Annotated in this window: 12 protein-coding genes and 6 tRNA genes; 5 read left to right on the forward strand and 13 right to left on the reverse strand. The window is 38.5% G+C overall.

Annotated features, from left to right (window positions below; genetic code table 11):
- Positions 1-16 precede the first annotated feature (16 nt).
- The 3 genes from GXK58_RS24885 (at position 17) to GXK58_RS24895 (ending at position 3,778) form a co-directional block, all read left to right on the forward strand.
- Entirely contained in the window at positions 17-676 is a 660-nt protein-coding gene (locus tag GXK58_RS24885) for an FMN-dependent NADH-azoreductase (RefSeq protein ID WP_160725865.1), read from the forward strand.
- Positions 677-838: 162 nt separating this feature from the next.
- Positions 839-2,350, forward strand: a complete 1,512-nt coding sequence (locus GXK58_RS24890; protein ID WP_160725866.1) for a diguanylate cyclase domain-containing protein — start codon at positions 839-841, stop codon at positions 2,348-2,350.
- A gap of 156 nt (positions 2,351-2,506) precedes the next feature.
- Positions 2,507-3,778, forward strand: a complete 1,272-nt coding sequence (locus GXK58_RS24895) for a sensor histidine kinase (protein WP_160725867.1) — start codon at positions 2,507-2,509, stop codon at positions 3,776-3,778.
- Between the two features lie 118 nt (positions 3,779-3,896).
- Here GXK58_RS24895 and GXK58_RS24900 read toward each other — a convergent pair whose 3' ends face one another.
- From GXK58_RS24900 to queG, 7 genes are all read right to left on the reverse strand, one after another.
- Complete coding sequence (locus GXK58_RS24900) at positions 3,897-4,874, reverse strand: CAP domain-containing protein (protein WP_237389776.1); 978 nt, start codon at positions 4,872-4,874, stop codon at positions 3,897-3,899.
- A 177-nt stretch (positions 4,875-5,051) separates the two neighbouring features.
- Entirely contained in the window at positions 5,052-6,218 is a 1,167-nt protein-coding gene (gene yhbH / locus GXK58_RS24905; protein ID WP_160725868.1) for a sporulation protein YhbH, read from the reverse strand.
- Positions 6,219-6,507: 289 nt separating this feature from the next.
- A complete protein-coding gene (locus GXK58_RS24910; protein WP_160725869.1) occupies positions 6,508-8,403 on the reverse strand; it encodes a PrkA family serine protein kinase in 1,896 nt (631 codons plus the stop codon).
- Between the two features lie 393 nt (positions 8,404-8,796).
- Positions 8,797-9,546: an oxygen-insensitive NADPH nitroreductase gene (gene nfsA, locus GXK58_RS24915; RefSeq protein ID WP_160725870.1), complete on the reverse strand. Its 750-nt coding sequence runs from the start codon at positions 9,544-9,546 to the stop codon at positions 8,797-8,799.
- A gap of 56 nt (positions 9,547-9,602) precedes the next feature.
- Positions 9,603-10,076 carry a tRNA (uridine(34)/cytosine(34)/5-carboxymethylaminomethyluridine(34)-2'-O)-methyltransferase TrmL gene (trmL, locus tag GXK58_RS24920; RefSeq protein ID WP_160725871.1) on the reverse strand — a complete coding sequence of 158 codons (474 nt, stop codon included), beginning with the start codon at positions 10,074-10,076 and terminating at the stop codon, positions 9,603-9,605.
- A 66-nt stretch (positions 10,077-10,142) separates the two neighbouring features.
- Entirely contained in the window at positions 10,143-11,021 is an 879-nt protein-coding gene (locus tag GXK58_RS24925) for an amidase domain-containing protein (RefSeq protein ID WP_160725872.1), read from the reverse strand.
- A 311-nt stretch (positions 11,022-11,332) separates the two neighbouring features.
- The gene (gene queG, locus GXK58_RS24930; protein ID WP_160725873.1) at positions 11,333-12,463 is read right to left on the reverse strand and encodes a tRNA epoxyqueuosine(34) reductase QueG; all 1,131 of its coding nucleotides are present in this window, start codon (positions 12,461-12,463) and stop codon (positions 11,333-11,335) included.
- 109 nt (positions 12,464-12,572) lie between these two features.
- On the opposite strand from queG, the gene GXK58_RS24935 reads away from it, so the two are divergent.
- On the forward strand, positions 12,573-13,244 hold the full coding sequence (locus GXK58_RS24935) for a B3/B4 domain-containing protein (RefSeq protein ID WP_160725874.1): 672 nt from the start codon (positions 12,573-12,575) through the stop codon (positions 13,242-13,244).
- An 86-nt stretch (positions 13,245-13,330) separates the two neighbouring features.
- Here the strand turns inward: GXK58_RS24935 and GXK58_RS24940 are convergent.
- Positions 13,331-13,404 (reverse strand) — tRNA-Gly (locus tag GXK58_RS24940).
- Positions 13,405-13,591: 187 nt separating this feature from the next.
- Between GXK58_RS24940 and GXK58_RS24945 the strand changes: the two genes are divergently transcribed.
- A complete protein-coding gene (locus GXK58_RS24945) occupies positions 13,592-14,074 on the forward strand; it encodes a hypothetical protein (RefSeq protein ID WP_160725875.1) in 483 nt (160 codons plus the stop codon).
- A gap of 465 nt (positions 14,075-14,539) precedes the next feature.
- Here GXK58_RS24945 and GXK58_RS24950 read toward each other — a convergent pair.
- From GXK58_RS24950 to GXK58_RS24970, 5 genes are all read right to left on the reverse strand, one after another.
- A tRNA-Leu gene (locus GXK58_RS24950) sits at positions 14,540-14,621 on the reverse strand.
- 20 nt (positions 14,622-14,641) lie between these two features.
- Positions 14,642-14,727: transfer RNA gene (locus tag GXK58_RS24955), tRNA-Leu, on the reverse strand.
- A 34-nt stretch (positions 14,728-14,761) separates the two neighbouring features.
- Positions 14,762-14,835, reverse strand: a tRNA-Cys gene (locus tag GXK58_RS24960).
- Between the two features lie 7 nt (positions 14,836-14,842).
- Positions 14,843-14,917: transfer RNA gene (locus tag GXK58_RS24965), tRNA-Gly, on the reverse strand.
- Between the two features lie 4 nt (positions 14,918-14,921).
- Positions 14,922-14,996 (reverse strand) — tRNA-Gln (locus GXK58_RS24970).

Raw genomic sequence — 14,996 nt, forward strand, 5'->3', positions numbered from 1 at the left:
TGAAGGTTGTGACTTAATGGAAAAATTACTATATATCACAGCGAACCCTAAAGGCATAGAAAAATCGAAGGGTCTTAAAATCGGAGAAGCTTTTCTAGAAACATTTCTAGAGGAACGGCCAGACGTAGAAATTAACAGAGTAGATTTGTTTGCTTATGAATTCCCGCAGATGGATGCCGATTTAGTATTCGCAAGAGGAAAGTTAGCTGGTTATGGATATACCATCGATCAACTTTCTGAACCGGAAAGAGAGAAAATTACGAGGATGCATAAACTCGCAGATGAATTTATTTCATATGATTACTATGTATTTGTTTCCCCCATGTGGAATTTAAACTCACCTGCTGTCTTAAAGGCCTATATTGATAATTTATTTATTTCAGGAAAAACTTTCGCCCACACCGCGAACGGGCCTAAAGGGCTTTTATCGAATAAGAAGGCCATTCATATCCAAACGCGAGGCGGCCAATATATCGGAACTCCTATGCAAGAGCTTGAGTCAGGGGACCGTTACTTAAAAATCGCACTTCGCTTTTTAGGTATTGATGTAATGGAAACGGTTGTCGCAGAAGGCTTTGACATAAATCCAAAAAGAGTACCCGAGATTCTTGAACAAGCCATAATAAATGCACGCTATGCTGCAAAGAAATTTGCAAAAGACAGTGTACTAGTTTAATCTATCCGATTAAAGCTTCCTAGTGATTAGGAAGCTTTTTTATCTACCGGCGTTTTTACTGTCAGCTTTGTTAAAATCAAGAAATCTATAGTATAATTGGAATGCTTTTCTAAAATTCAATATGGTAAAATAGCATTCATTTTAAATTTCAGGAGATATTTCATGCTCAAAGAATTTGTTTCAAATGCAGCACTCTTAATTGCCTCTTTCTCTATTATGGGTGTGTTATTTAAAGATAAGCCATTATATCCTACTTCTTCCATGTCCACAAAATTCTATTGGGGAATATGCTTTGGGGTGCTGGGGAATGTGCTAATGATGTTTTCCATTCAAGTAAGTCCTGACATCTACGCTGATTTGCGTCATTTGGCCATTGTCATCGCTGGTGCGTTTGGCGGGTATATACCAGCTATTATTGCAGCCACTCTGATTTCCCTTGGAAGATTTATATTATTCGGCTTCAATCATTCTGCTTTACTGCCTTCCTTGGGGGCACTTTTAATCGGTCCCGTTTGCGGGTTACTCTCAACACTGAAGATCCATCGAACGACTAAAGCTTTTATCATGAACTTATGTGGCTTACTAATTATCTCTACCATCCTCATCATCAGAATTGACGATGCACAAGTTCTAAAAAATGTACTGACCATGCATAGTTTAATTTCATTGATTGGCGGTTTATTTGGATATTATTTCTTTGTATTTGTGGTTGATTCAAATGAGACTCAAAACCAACTAAACAACAGTCTTGTCAAATTAAAAGAAACCGAAGAACGGTTTCGTCTCATCGCAGAATATTCCAGTGATATGATTACCATGCACAATGAACAAACAGAATATATTTATATATCACCTGCAGTAAAAGAGGTCATTCATTTTGAATATCCTGAATTATTGGGAAAAAAGGTAGAAGTGTTTATCCATCCTGAGGATGCAGATCAGACAAATGCAATGTTTCAGAAAGCTCTCCAAGATGGCTCTGCGGAAGCTACCTATCGTTCCCGTTCCAAGTACGGTGACTACGTTTGGATCGAATCGACCTTAAAAAGTGTACCCTTTCAAGAAGATGATGAAAAAAAAGTCATCAATGTCTCTAGAGATATTACGAATCGAAAATTGACAGAACAAAAGCTGCAAGAAGCCAATCAATTACTCAACCGTTTATCCTATATGGACGGATTAACAGGGATTGCTAACCGCCGCTATTTTGATGAAACACTCCTTAAGGAATGGTCTAATGCCATTGAAAACCATAAACCTATTACTTTAATTATGTTTGATATTGATTACTTTAAAAAATATAATGATACATACGGCCATCTGAAAGGGGACTTTTGCTTACAAACAATTGCCCAAACCGTGAATAATTTATTTACCTCAAGCCTGTCAAATGGGACATTTTGCCGCTACGGGGGAGAAGAATTTTCACTAATTCTTCCTTCAGCTGACCGCAAAGAAGGGGTAATGACTGCACAAAAAATTAAGGATGCAGTACACGAACTTCAAGTACCACATAAAAGCTCAGAAATAGCCTTTTATCTAACATTAAGTATTGGGGTAGCTTCCATGAATCCTAGTAAATCAACACTGCCCGATATCTTAATTAATAAAGCTGATTCTGCTCTCTACCTATCTAAAACAAGAGGCAGAAATACCATATCCATCGATGAATAAACCTGGGGGAATTGAAAACTTATTCCTTCCAGGTTTTTTTATAGCTAGACAAAGTGTATATATTCCTACTTTTTCAAAATATTTTGCAAATTTTGTTGTAACTTGCCAAAAATACATGTAAAATTTTTCTATGAGCCCATTATGGACGGTGAGAAAATGGAAATAACGATGCACCTTTTCATCAATCTCTCTCTTATGATTATATTACTGTTGATTGGCTTCATATTATTTGGAAAAGGCAAAAAGACCTTACTATCTAAACCCTCCATTATCATCTTGTTTATCATAACAATTTGGTTATGTATCCAGTTCTCCTATGTAACGGTTTCCCATGTAAGATTCGATTTAAGGAGTCTTCCATTAATCATCGGCGGTTTATATGCTGGAATTGGTCCTATTCTTTCCATTTCAATTATAGGTTTAACAAGCCTCTATGGAGTTAATATTGGTTTTTGGCAGACTTTAGTGGTTTATGTTCCACTAACTTTGATCTTATGGCGTTTATATCCTTGGTTTCAAAACATCAGTCCTGCACGAAGAATTTTTACAACAGTATGTATGGGAATATTCATCGGTTTACTAACCGTTTTTAGCATTGTATTTTATCACATACCGTTGAACCTTCTGGATGCGTCCTTTGCAAGCCTCGTAGTTCCATCCCTTGGTATTGGTATTGTCTCATATAGTCTTGAATTTTTAAGAAAAATTAGTGAGATGCAGCAAGAGCTGATCAAAGCGGAGAAGTTAAAAGCAGTGGAACAAATGGGGGCCGCTATTTCTCATGAAATTCGAAATCCCCTTACCGCTGCGAGCGGTTTCGTTCAGCTATTACAGGATGAATACCTGCCTAGACAAAAAAGAAAAGAATATCTCGCCATCGTTAAAGATGAACTATTTTCGGCTGAAAGGGTCATTCAAGATTATTTGACGTTTGCCAGACCCTCACTAGAAAAGTACGAAGAGTTAAATGTAAAAAGAGAACTTCGGCAAATTATCAATATCCTGCAGCCTTTAGCAAATCAGAATTCTGTTGATATCATGACCGATTTTTCCATTATTGGGTTTATTAAGGGGGACGGACAGAAGTTTAGACAATGCTTTGTCAACGTCTTAAAAAATGCAATAGAGGCAATGCCAAATGGCGGATACTTGCATATTTCCACCGAATATAGCCTTAATTTGGTCACTATTATAATAAAGGATAGCGGTATCGGGATGACACCTCAGCAGCTCGAAAGGTTAGGTGAGCCTTTTTATTCCACTAAAGGGAAAAATGGCACAGGATTAGGTATGATGGTGGTCTATAGCATTGTAAGGGCTATGGATGGATCAATCTGGGTCGAAAGTGAGGTCGGTAAAGGAACTACCTTTCATTTCGAGTTTCCTACGATTTCTATTAATAAATATGAGCAAACCGGCAGCCATTAGTGCTGCCGGTTATTTTGTGTTTAATTTTTTGCTTTAGGGGACAGGGTTCATAGTCCTTACGTCAATAAGGAGCAGCTTATGACTTTCATCCCTGTTAAGTGCCCTATCGCCTTTTCTATTATTTACCGATAAACATTTGTGACCAGTTTTTCCCTGTTTGTTCAAATCCTACACCTATATGGGTAAAATTCGAACTTAGAATGTTTTTACGATGGCCTTCGCTGTTCATCCAAGCCGTTACCACTTCTTGTGGTGTTCTTTGCCCTTGAGCAATGTTTTCACCAGCAGATTTATAGCTGACACCAAAGTCTCTCATCATGTCAAACGGTGAACCATAAGTCGGACTTGTATGAGAAAAATAATGATTTTGCTGCATGTCCACTGCTTTCTTTTGAGCTACACCGCTAAGCTGTGTGTCAGCTTTTAAAGCCTGAAGACCATTCTTTGTTCTTTGTTGATTCGTTAGGTCGATTACTTGTTGAGCAAATTGACTTACGGTTCCAGTGGCAGCTGTATTATTTTGCGCTGCCCCGCTAGGCGCTTGGGTTTGCTGCTGTTTAGGTACAGGTGTGGCCTGCTGTGCAGGGGCTTGGTTTGGCGCCTGGCGAGTTGTTTGCTGTTGGGCAGGTGTTTGTGCTGTTTGTTTTTGTCCTGTATTTGGCTGCCCAGGCTGGATAAAACCAAATTGGAACCAGTTTCTTTGTCTAGGGTCAACGGTGATGTACTGGTACTTCGCATCCCTAATTAGTACAGCTTGAGTGTGCGGGTATTGATTACTATTTAGGTTTGTATTATAAGCGGAAAGCATGTCATCATCATTTTTGTTGACTTTTCGCTTATCATTAAAGAGATTTGTATCTAAATCAGGTTCGTTGTTGTTACGGTTATTGTAGTCCTCTGTAAGCGGCCCGTTATGATCGATACCATTATCTCGATTATCCCGGAGAGTTACATTGCGATTATCTCGATCGTTTGTGTCCACAGCAAGACGATTATTGGTACGATCATTTATATCGTTACGGTCATTTATATTACATGCAGCAAGCCCCATTGTGAGCGTTGCTGTCACTAGTAATCCAATTGATTTTTTTATCATTGGTAATACCCCCTTTTATCGCAAGAAAATTTCTTGCCCTTTTATTTTTAATCATTTAAAGGAAAGTATTATTGGTAATTTACGTCTATTAATGCAGATGCATCAATGCATTCCACCGATTGGCATCACTATCATCTTTTTTCGCAAAAAAATGACAGGAGATGCTCCTGTCATTTTTTAAGCGTATAATTTGGATTGTTCTTGTTGGAAAAAACTCTTCATGGCATGGAAAACATCTGCTTTTTGTTTGAGTATATAATAGCGGAATTGCTCATCCTTGATGTTTTTATAAGCTGACATTAGAGTAGAATGACGATTGTATTGGTTTACTTCTCCGTAACCGAACATGTTCGAAACTTTCATTAATTCTTCTACAAGCTTCACGCACCGGGCATTATCGGATGTTAAATTATCACCGTCTGAAAAGTGGAATGGATAGATGTTGAACTTCCGTGGATTATATTTTGCGTCAATAATTTCTAAAGCTTTTCGGTAAGCGGATGAACAAATGGTTCCACCGCTTTCTCCTTTTGAAAAGAAGTCTTCTTCTGAAACTACTTTTGCCTCCGTATGATGGGCGATAAACTCAATTTCAACTGTTTCATATTTAGTTCTTAAGAAACGCGTCATCCAGAAGAAAAAGCTGCGGGCCATGTATTTCTCCCAAATCCCCATACTTCCGCTTGTATCCATCATTGCAATAACAACAGCCTTTGAATCAGGTTTTACTACTTCATTCCAAGTTTTAAACTTTAAATCATCTTTGTAAATTGGGTGGAAGGCAGGCTTTCCACTCATTGCATTACGTTTAAAAGCAGACATCATCGTCCGTTTTTTATCGATGTTCCCCATTAATCCAGTTTTACGAATATCATTGAACTCAATATTTTCAACGAGATGCTCCTGCTCTTCTTTTTTCTTTAAGTTCGGTAATTCCAGCTGCTTAAACAAGGCTTCCTCAAGCTCCATTAACGATACTTCTGCTTCAAAATAATCTTCTCCTGCTTGATCTCCTGCACCTTGACCTTTACCAGGTCCTTTTTGTTGGCTGTTACCGTCCCGCGCTACTACGTCACCGACTTGACTCTCACCGTCACCTTGGCCCACGTGTTTGTTTTTGTCATAATTATAGCGAATTTTATATTCGTCCAAAGAACGAATTGGAATTTTAACCACATCGCGACCATTAGACATGATAATACTCTCTTCTGTAATTAATTCGGGAAGATTGTTGCGGATTGCCTCCTGGACTTTTTCTTGATGGCGCTGCTGGTCATCGTGGCCTTTACGGTGGAGGGACCAATCTTCTCTTGAAATCACAAATTGATGGTTATCGATAGACACTACAAACCCCTCCTTATTAAATTAAATTAAATTAAAATTAACTCCATACTGCACATTTTTTTTACAATGGCATAAAATAACCCGAATGAAAAAACAAGTAAATGATGGATTACTTTATCCTATGCAAAAGTAGAGAATAATTTACAAATAATTTTGACAATTGGTCAATTGCCTATAAATTGGACAACTAAATTCTATTCCTTTGATTAAAAGCAATAAATAAACTCTTTACTGGAAAAAAACAGACTGACAGTCTTATCTCTGCCAGTCTGTGTATTCTAAACCCAAATTATCTGTTTAATAAACTTCCAACATAGCGAAGTAATTCATTGGCCGATGTCGAATTATAGCCGTGTTCGTCAATTAGACGAGCGACCACATCATTAATTTTCTTCAATTGCTGCTCATCCGGCGTCTTAGAAGAAGTAGTGATCTTTACAACATCCTTAAGATCAGCAAATAGTTTCTTTTGAATCGCTTCCCTGAGCCTGTCGTGGGAATTGTAATCAAATCGCCTGCCTTTTCGGGCAAAAGCTGAAATCCTGATTAATATTTCTTCCCTAAAGGCTTTTTTAGCATTTTCAGAAATACCAATTTGCTCCTCTATCGAACGCATTAGCTTTTCATCTGGATTGATTTCTTCTCCAGTTAATGGGTCACGAAGCTTTGCTTTATTGCAATAAGCCTCCACATTATCAAGATAGTTATCCATCAGTGTTTTAGCTGATTCTTCATAAGAGTAGACAAAAGCCTTTTGTACTTCATTTTTAGCAATATTGTCATACTCTTTTCTTGCTAGCGAGATGTAATTCATATATCGATCACGGAGCTCAGCTGTAATCGATGGATGCTGGTCAAGCCCGTCTTTTAACGATCTTAATACATCAAGGGCGTTAATGGACGGTACTTCTTTACGAATGATAGTAGATGAAATGCGATTGATGACATAACGAGGGTCGATACCGCTCATACCTTCATCTTGGTACTCGCGTTTCAATTCTTCCACATCCGCTATATTAAATCCTTCTACATTCTCCCCATCGTAAAGGCGCATTTTTTTGAGAAGATCGATATCCCCCTTTTTCGGCTCCTTCAGGCGGGTTAAGATCGTAAACATTGCTGCCACCTTTAAGGTATGCGGTGCAATATGAACATCAGAGACATCACTCTCATTAATCATCTTTTCATAAATTCTTTCTTCTTGGGAAACCTTTAAATTATAAGGAATCGGCATGACAATAATCCGGGAATGGAGTGCTTCATTCTTCTTGTTTGATATGAATGACCGATATTCGGTTTCATTCGTATGCGCCACAATCAGCTCATCCGCACTGATTAATGCAAACCTTCCTGCTTTAAAATTTCCTTCTTGTGTCAGTGATAATAAATGCCAGAGGAATTTCTCATCACATTTTAACATTTCCTGGAATTCCATCATCCCACGATTTGCCTTGTTAAGTTCCCCATCAAACCGATAGGCCCTTGGGTCTGATTCTGAGCCAAATTCCGCAATAGTCGAGAAATCAATACTTCCTGTCAAATCAGCGATATCCTGTGATTTAGGGTCGGATGGACTAAATGTACCAATACCAGTCCGTTTATCTTCTGAGAAGAAGATTCTTTCCACTAAAACATCTTCAATTCTGCCGCCATATTCCTCTTCTAGACGCATCATATTCAATGGCGATAAGTTTCCTTCTATCCTAATTCCATATTCCTCATAGAAGTCAGCCCGTAAATGATGAGGAATTAAATGTAATGGATCTTCATGCATCGGGCAGCCTTTGATGGCAAAAACGGAGCCTCTGTCTGAACGTGAGTATTGTTCTAACCCTCTTTTTAACATGGTAACGAGGGTTGATTTACCGCCGCTCACCGGACCCATTAAAAGTAAGATCCTTTTTCTAACGTCCAGCCTTTTGGCAGCTGGATGAAAGTATTCCTCAACAAGCCTTTCAAGTGACTCTTCTAGACCAAATAATTGATTACTAAAGAAATTGTAATGCTTCGTCCCTTTAACTTCTTCAATTCCTGCGTCCCTAATCATATTGTAAACTCGAGAATGTGCAGATTGTGCTACCCACGGCTTTTCCCTCAACAACAATAAATAGTCAGCGAATGATCCTTCCCAGCGCAGTTTTTCCTCTTCTTCACGAAAGCTCTCGATTTTTTTTAAAATATCCATATGGCCCTCCCCCTGTAGATTATCAGAGACGATTAATATACTTTATGCACTATAAGACTTGAACATGCTAAACCATTTCGAGATATTGTCTTTCTTTTTTATTTTAATAAAAGGAATATTGCCCTTTTCATTTTTAAATCTTAGGCTATAATAAAATTGTATGTGTCAGAAATGCGTCCGTTTAGCGGTTTTTACTAACTAAGTGTTACTCTTAGCTAAACAATCTATTTAAAAACGGGACAAAGGGGGCAGTACATAACATGAATACGTTCATAGTTATTTTAGTAATGATTTCGTTCTTGGCAGCCATTTTCACAGCGGGGTATAATGATAGACCAGGAACAAATAAGTAAGAATTAAAAAAATGACTGCCTAAGCTGGGCAGTCATTTTTTTAACGTATATCGAGTTTGTTTTTTTGGATAAATTCCTTCATATACATTCTCGTTTGTTTTGAAAGCATATGAGCAATTTGTTCGGTCCAGCGGTCCTGTCTTTGCCCATTTGTTCTTGCTTCATAATAATTCGATATCAACTGATCATACTCATCAAGCTGTCTAGTAAATTGCCCCGTATCCTGGTTGTATTGATTCTCATGATAAACGTGTTCAAACGGCAATCTTGGCTTCTTATCTGTCATCTTGGCCGGATACCCCACGGCCAGTCCAAACAATGGAATGACACGGTCAGGTATGTTTAAAAGATCCTTCACCGAATGCAAGTCATTACGAATGCCGCCTATATAACATATTCCTAACCCCATGGATTCTGCTGCAATGGCCGCATTTTGTGCCGCCAAGGTTGTATCAATGAGCGCCACCATGAACTTTTCCGTGCTCTCTAGTGATGGGTTCAAATCTAAATTTTCTTTTTCACCAATTATTGTATGACGATAAAGGTCTGCACAAAAAACAAAGAAATGGCCATTTTTCTCTACATATTCTTGGTTGCCTGTTAATTCAGCCAATCTTCTCTTCTTTTCTATATCTTTTACACCTATGATGGAATAGGCCTGAATAAAGCTGGAAGTGGCTGCTGCTTGTGCACAAGATACAATTGTTTGAATTTGTTCATCCGTTAATTGTTTATCTTCAAAATGCCGGATGGAACGATGATTAAGGATGGTATTGATTACATCATTCATAAAAAAAATCCTTTCTATAATTGAAGGAGGCCCAAACCTGCGGGCCTCCTTCTCTTTTATTTAAGATTTGGATAATCCTGCTGACGTAATGCTTCATAAATGAGAATGGCGGCTGTATTGGACATATTTAAGGAACTCATATTTTCACTCATAGGTATCCGAAGCGAGGATTCAAGATTATTTTCAAAAATATCTTTTGGAAGACCAGTTGTTTCCCGTCCAAAAATAAAATAATAGTCCTTAGAAGAATCACTATAATCAAAACTGCTAAATTCCTTTTGACCAGATTTCGTTATATAAAAGAAGTTACCTCCAGCATTCTTCTCGTAAAAATCATCTAACGACTCATAATAAGTAATTTTTACATGTTCCCAATAATCTAAACCTGCCCTTTTTAACCTTTTATCATCTTTCGAAAAACCTAAAGGACCAATTAAATGCAGCCCGGTATCCGTTCCTGCACATGTCCGAGCAATGTTTCCTGTATTAGCAGGTATTTGCGGCTGATATAAAACTACGTGTACTGCCAAAGGTTTCACCTCGTATTAATGCTCTACAAGCAATTATACCACTCTGACTACTGCATTCAAGAATCATCAATCGAGGATGGAATAAAACTTGTATTTGATATTTGGGGTATACGCACTTGAATCCTCATAGGCCCAGTAACGCATCCGGCTATTATAGGTATGGGCGTTTACTAATGGCATACCATAGGCATCCTTACCAGTAACAATGGTGTTATGGTTAAACCTGCCGTCCCCTTCAAAATCATAACAAATAATATCACCTAATATTAACTGATCCGGGCTTGAGACCTCTCGTGCCCGCAGTCCGCTTTTAGAATTCGGTAAGTATAGCCTTAGAGAGTGCGCTACAGCCCAGCTATAGCTCCAGTTATTATGTTGCAGCCACCACCCCGCATCTCGTTTTGGGTAGCCGCGCATCGGTGCTCCACCAGCCTGAAGACATTGGGAGATAAAGTTGGTACAATCATTTTCGAATTTTTTATATGCTGGATTATAGCTGTTCCACCAGCGTTCTGCATATTGTACGGCTTTCAAACGATCGTATTCATAGCTAAGCCGTTCGTCTTGATTCTCAAAAGTCAACATACTGGTGTCTGATTTTGGAAGGTCAACTGGTTCTAGATTTGGTTTCATTTCTTCATCCATTACTAAAGCATTTTTGTAAAACTTGGCTAACCGATCTTCTATTTCTTCTTCCATATAGAGTGTTCCATTTTGTTTAATTAAATATTGATAGTGGGCTTGATATTCGATTGTTTGAAACTCATCCTCCGACGACTCTTTCAATATTTTTCCGGATGCCTTTACTTTCACAATTTCAGCTGATCGATTGGCTAAAGCTCTTTGTTTGATCTCAGCTTTTGGAAAATTAGGTTTAGGACTACGCTTATCGGAAACAAATTGATTGACCCGTTTTTCAAATAAGTCTTGAAGTAATTGCTTCAAACCTATCCACCCCTTTCTCTTTATACATATGAAGGGGGGATAGATTTAACGATGAAAAAATAATGTGATGGATATAATAGCTTTATTATAATGAATCAGCTTTCTACTTTAATGCTTTAATGCTTTATTAACAAATTATAAGGCGGTATTAACAAAAGTTTCAGGTTTATTAACAAAATTCATACTGTTATTTACACAATTTCATATGATATTTACAAACTTTGTGATTTATTAACAAATCCCCAACTAACCATAAGAAAACCAGGCAAAAGCTGCCCGGCCGATAGTCTGTACTGGTGGTACACCCTCTACTATTTATAAATCTCTAAACCTTTTTCTATTTCTTTCTGTACCTCATGATCCGTTTCAAGCTCTTTTGCCTTTTTTAAAGCTTCTAAAGCAGACTCCCCGCCAATTCTTCCTAGTGCCCAGGCAGCAGTCCCTCTGTTAACAGAACTAGCTTCATTCTCCAGGATATCAATTAAATCAGGAACCGCACTTTCATCTTTAAAATGTGCAAGGGCTATAATAGCATTCCTCTGAATGGGTCTTTTTCCTCGCCATGCACCTGAAACCATACCAAAGCTCTTTTTAAATTCTCGATTGCTAAGTTTTAAAATTGGTTTTAATAAGGGCTTCGCGATTTCTGGATCGGTTTCCATTTCTTCATGAAAATGAAAATTAACCCCCTTGTTAACAGGACAGGCGGTTTGACAAGAGTCACATCCATAAATACGATTCCCTATTTTTTCTCTAAATTCATCTGGAATAAGCTCTTTTGTTTGTGTTAAAAAGGAAATGCAGCGTTTGGCATCGATCTGACCGCCTTGAATTAACGCACCTGTAGGACAAGCATCGATACACTTTGTACAAGTGCCGCATTGGTCTTCTATCGGTGTATCCGGTTCAAAAGGGATATTAGTAATCATTTCGCCTAGATAAACATATGAGCCAAATTCAGGGGTAATTATGGAACAGTTCTTTCCGCTCCAGCCGATGCCGGCTCTCTCTGCTACCGCCCTGTCCGAAAGTTCTCCTGTATCGACCATTGATTTTAACTTCGCCTCTGGAAATTTGTCTAATATGAATGCTTCTAGCTTGTTAAGACGGTCACGGAGTATATGGTGATAATCTAGTCCCCATGAAGCCCTGCTGAAGATTCCTCGTCTTTCTCCCTTCCTGCTTTCAACATGACTGGACATTTTAGACGGATATGCAAGGGCAATCGAGATAATTGAATGAGCCCCTTCTAAGAGCATTGCAGGGGTTACCCGCTTATCGATATCCGGCTCTTCAAAACCTGACTGATAGCCCAGCTCCTGCTGCCTCAACAAACGGCTTTTTAATTCAGTAAAAGGATCGGCCGTAGTGAATCCGATTTTATCTATACCGATTTCCTTACTATAGGCAATTAGTTCTTTTTTTAATTCATGAACATCCACTAGTTTTCCTCCTCTCGATTATGACTTGTATCTATATGAGTTGTTTTAATTATTAGTTGGACATCTATTTATGATAAACTATTTTCATTAAATTTTGGAGGTGGAATGGTTGGAAATTCAAGTTGCTACGGAAATTCCCGCACAAATACCTGATTTTAAAATTGGGGTAATTGAATATAGGAACATTATAGTCGGGGAATCACCACAAATGGTTAAAGGAAGGCTTCAGCTTTTCCAAGAGTCTATTTATTTTGAACTGGAGGATAAACAGGTAACCGATCTTCCCGGTATTAAAGAGTGGAGAACTATTTTTAAAAAGATCGGCAAGGATCCCAATAGGTACCGGCATTCAGCAGAGGCTTTATTTAGAAGAGTCCAAAAACAGAATTATCTATCTCCAATCAATAGTGCCATTGATATTAATAACTTTTTCTCGCTGCAATATCAAGTGCCGATTGGTATTTACGACGTTGATCAGATAACGGGCAAGGTTGTGATTCGAATTGGGAAGGAGGACGAGGAGTACATAGGTTTGAATGGGAGGAAAAATTCTTTACAAAACTTAATCCTTTCCTCCGATGAAAATGGACCTTTTGGAAGTCCATTTGTTGATTCTGATAAGGCCCCTGTTACAGTTCATACAAAGAATGCTTTACAAGTCATTTACCTGAGGCCGTCAATTAGTGTTGAGGAGGCTGGAAGGCTGACTGAATCATTAATGAATATGTTTACCCAGATACATGGAGGGGAAGCTAGCTTCAAAATTATTGGATGCCAGTAATATGGTATCTTTTTTGTTTTGAAAAATAATAAAACGCAATGCATCGTTCTCTGAATGTAACGATACACTGCGTTAGTTAATATGTATGGAGCGGGTGATGGGAATCGAACCCACTACATCAGCTTGGAAGGCTGAGGTTTTACCAGTAAACTACACCCGCATTTATAATATTTTCAACTAATTGACCTTTTAAATATTACATATAATCTTTATAGTAGTCAAGTCATTTTCGAATAATTTGTCGATTTAAGTCATATTTCCTATTTGAATTAGATTTTTATATGACTTTTTTCTGAATATTTGCTAATCTATTCTATATATTATAAATTTATTTTATTCCTATTGAGGTGAGAATTATTTTTAAACGGAAGCCGGTCATTATTTCTATATTAATTATTCTATCTATTTTGATGTGTACCGCGTTTTATATTATTAAAGACAACAGGGTAACATCAAATGGTCTGCCTATTCAGCATCTTGAAGTATCAAAAATCACTCAAACGGATGTAGGAAAATATATCTCTAGTAATCATCATTATTGGAATAATGCATTATGCTGGGGGCATAGTAAGAATTTTAGTTTTTTAGAATTCAATAAGCAATATGGTTCTTACATAAAAGAACTCGACCATGTTATTAATTCGGTTGGTGATCAGGATCTAAAAGAGGATTTTACTCATACGAAAGCTTTATTAGCAGAAGCAGAGGCGACAAATGATATTCAGCCATTAATTGATGTACATCGGATTTTTCACGATTTGGACGTAGATTATAACCACTACTCAACAAAAGATTACTTTGGAGTGACACAATATGGTGAGAAGCAATGACGGGCGATAGCCCGTTTCTTGGGGTTCATTCATCAATAAGGTCTATTGACGCCGGCAGGGGACCATTTTTTCTGAGTTCGGTAGCCAATAAGGCCCCTTGGCTACCGAGATGAACGCTTTTTCCTGGTTTCGGTCGTCAATAAGGCTTCTTGGCTACCGAGATGAACGCTTTTCCCTAGTTTTGGTCGTCAATAAGGCCTCTTGGCTACCGAGATGAACGCTTTTCCCTGGTTTCGGTCGTCAATAAGGCTTCTTGGCTACCGAGATGAACACTTTTTCCTGGTTTCGGTCGTCAATAAGGCCTCTTGGCTACCGAGCTAAACGCTTTTTCCTGGTTTCAGTCGTCAATAAGGTTTTCCTTAATAAGTAATAACACTTTACTTTAGGAATAATCAAAAAACAAAAAAACTTTCAACATAATAAGTTGAAAGTTCTTTAGCTGCAGTCATTATAAGCTGCATAGAATACCGGTGGTCGGGGTCGAACCGACACTCCTCACGGAACACGATTTTGAGTCGTGCGCGTCTGCCAATTCCGCCACACCGGCGTATTAAGTTGGTAAAGCAATGCCGAGGACCGGAATCGAACCGGTACGGTAGTCACCTACCGCAGGATTTTAAGTCCTGTGCGTCTGCCAGTTCCGCCACCCCGGCAAAATATAATAGCATTTACTAATTAATAAAATTATGGAGGCGGCAACCGGATTCGAACCGGTGGTAAAGGTTTTGCAGACCTCTGCCTTACCACTTGGCTATGCCGCCATATATTTGGAGCGGAAGACGGGATTCGAACCCGCGACCCCCACCTTGGCAAGGTGGTGTTCTACCACTGAACTACTTCCGCAAATTGGCTGGGCTAGCTGGATTCGAACCAACGCATGTCGCAGTCAAAGTGCGATGCCTTACCGCTTGGCTATAGCCCA

Origin of the sequence: Bacillus sp. USDA818B3_A, assembly GCF_009928415.1 — a bacterium.
GTDB lineage: Bacteria > Bacillota > Bacilli > Bacillales > Cytobacillaceae > Neobacillus.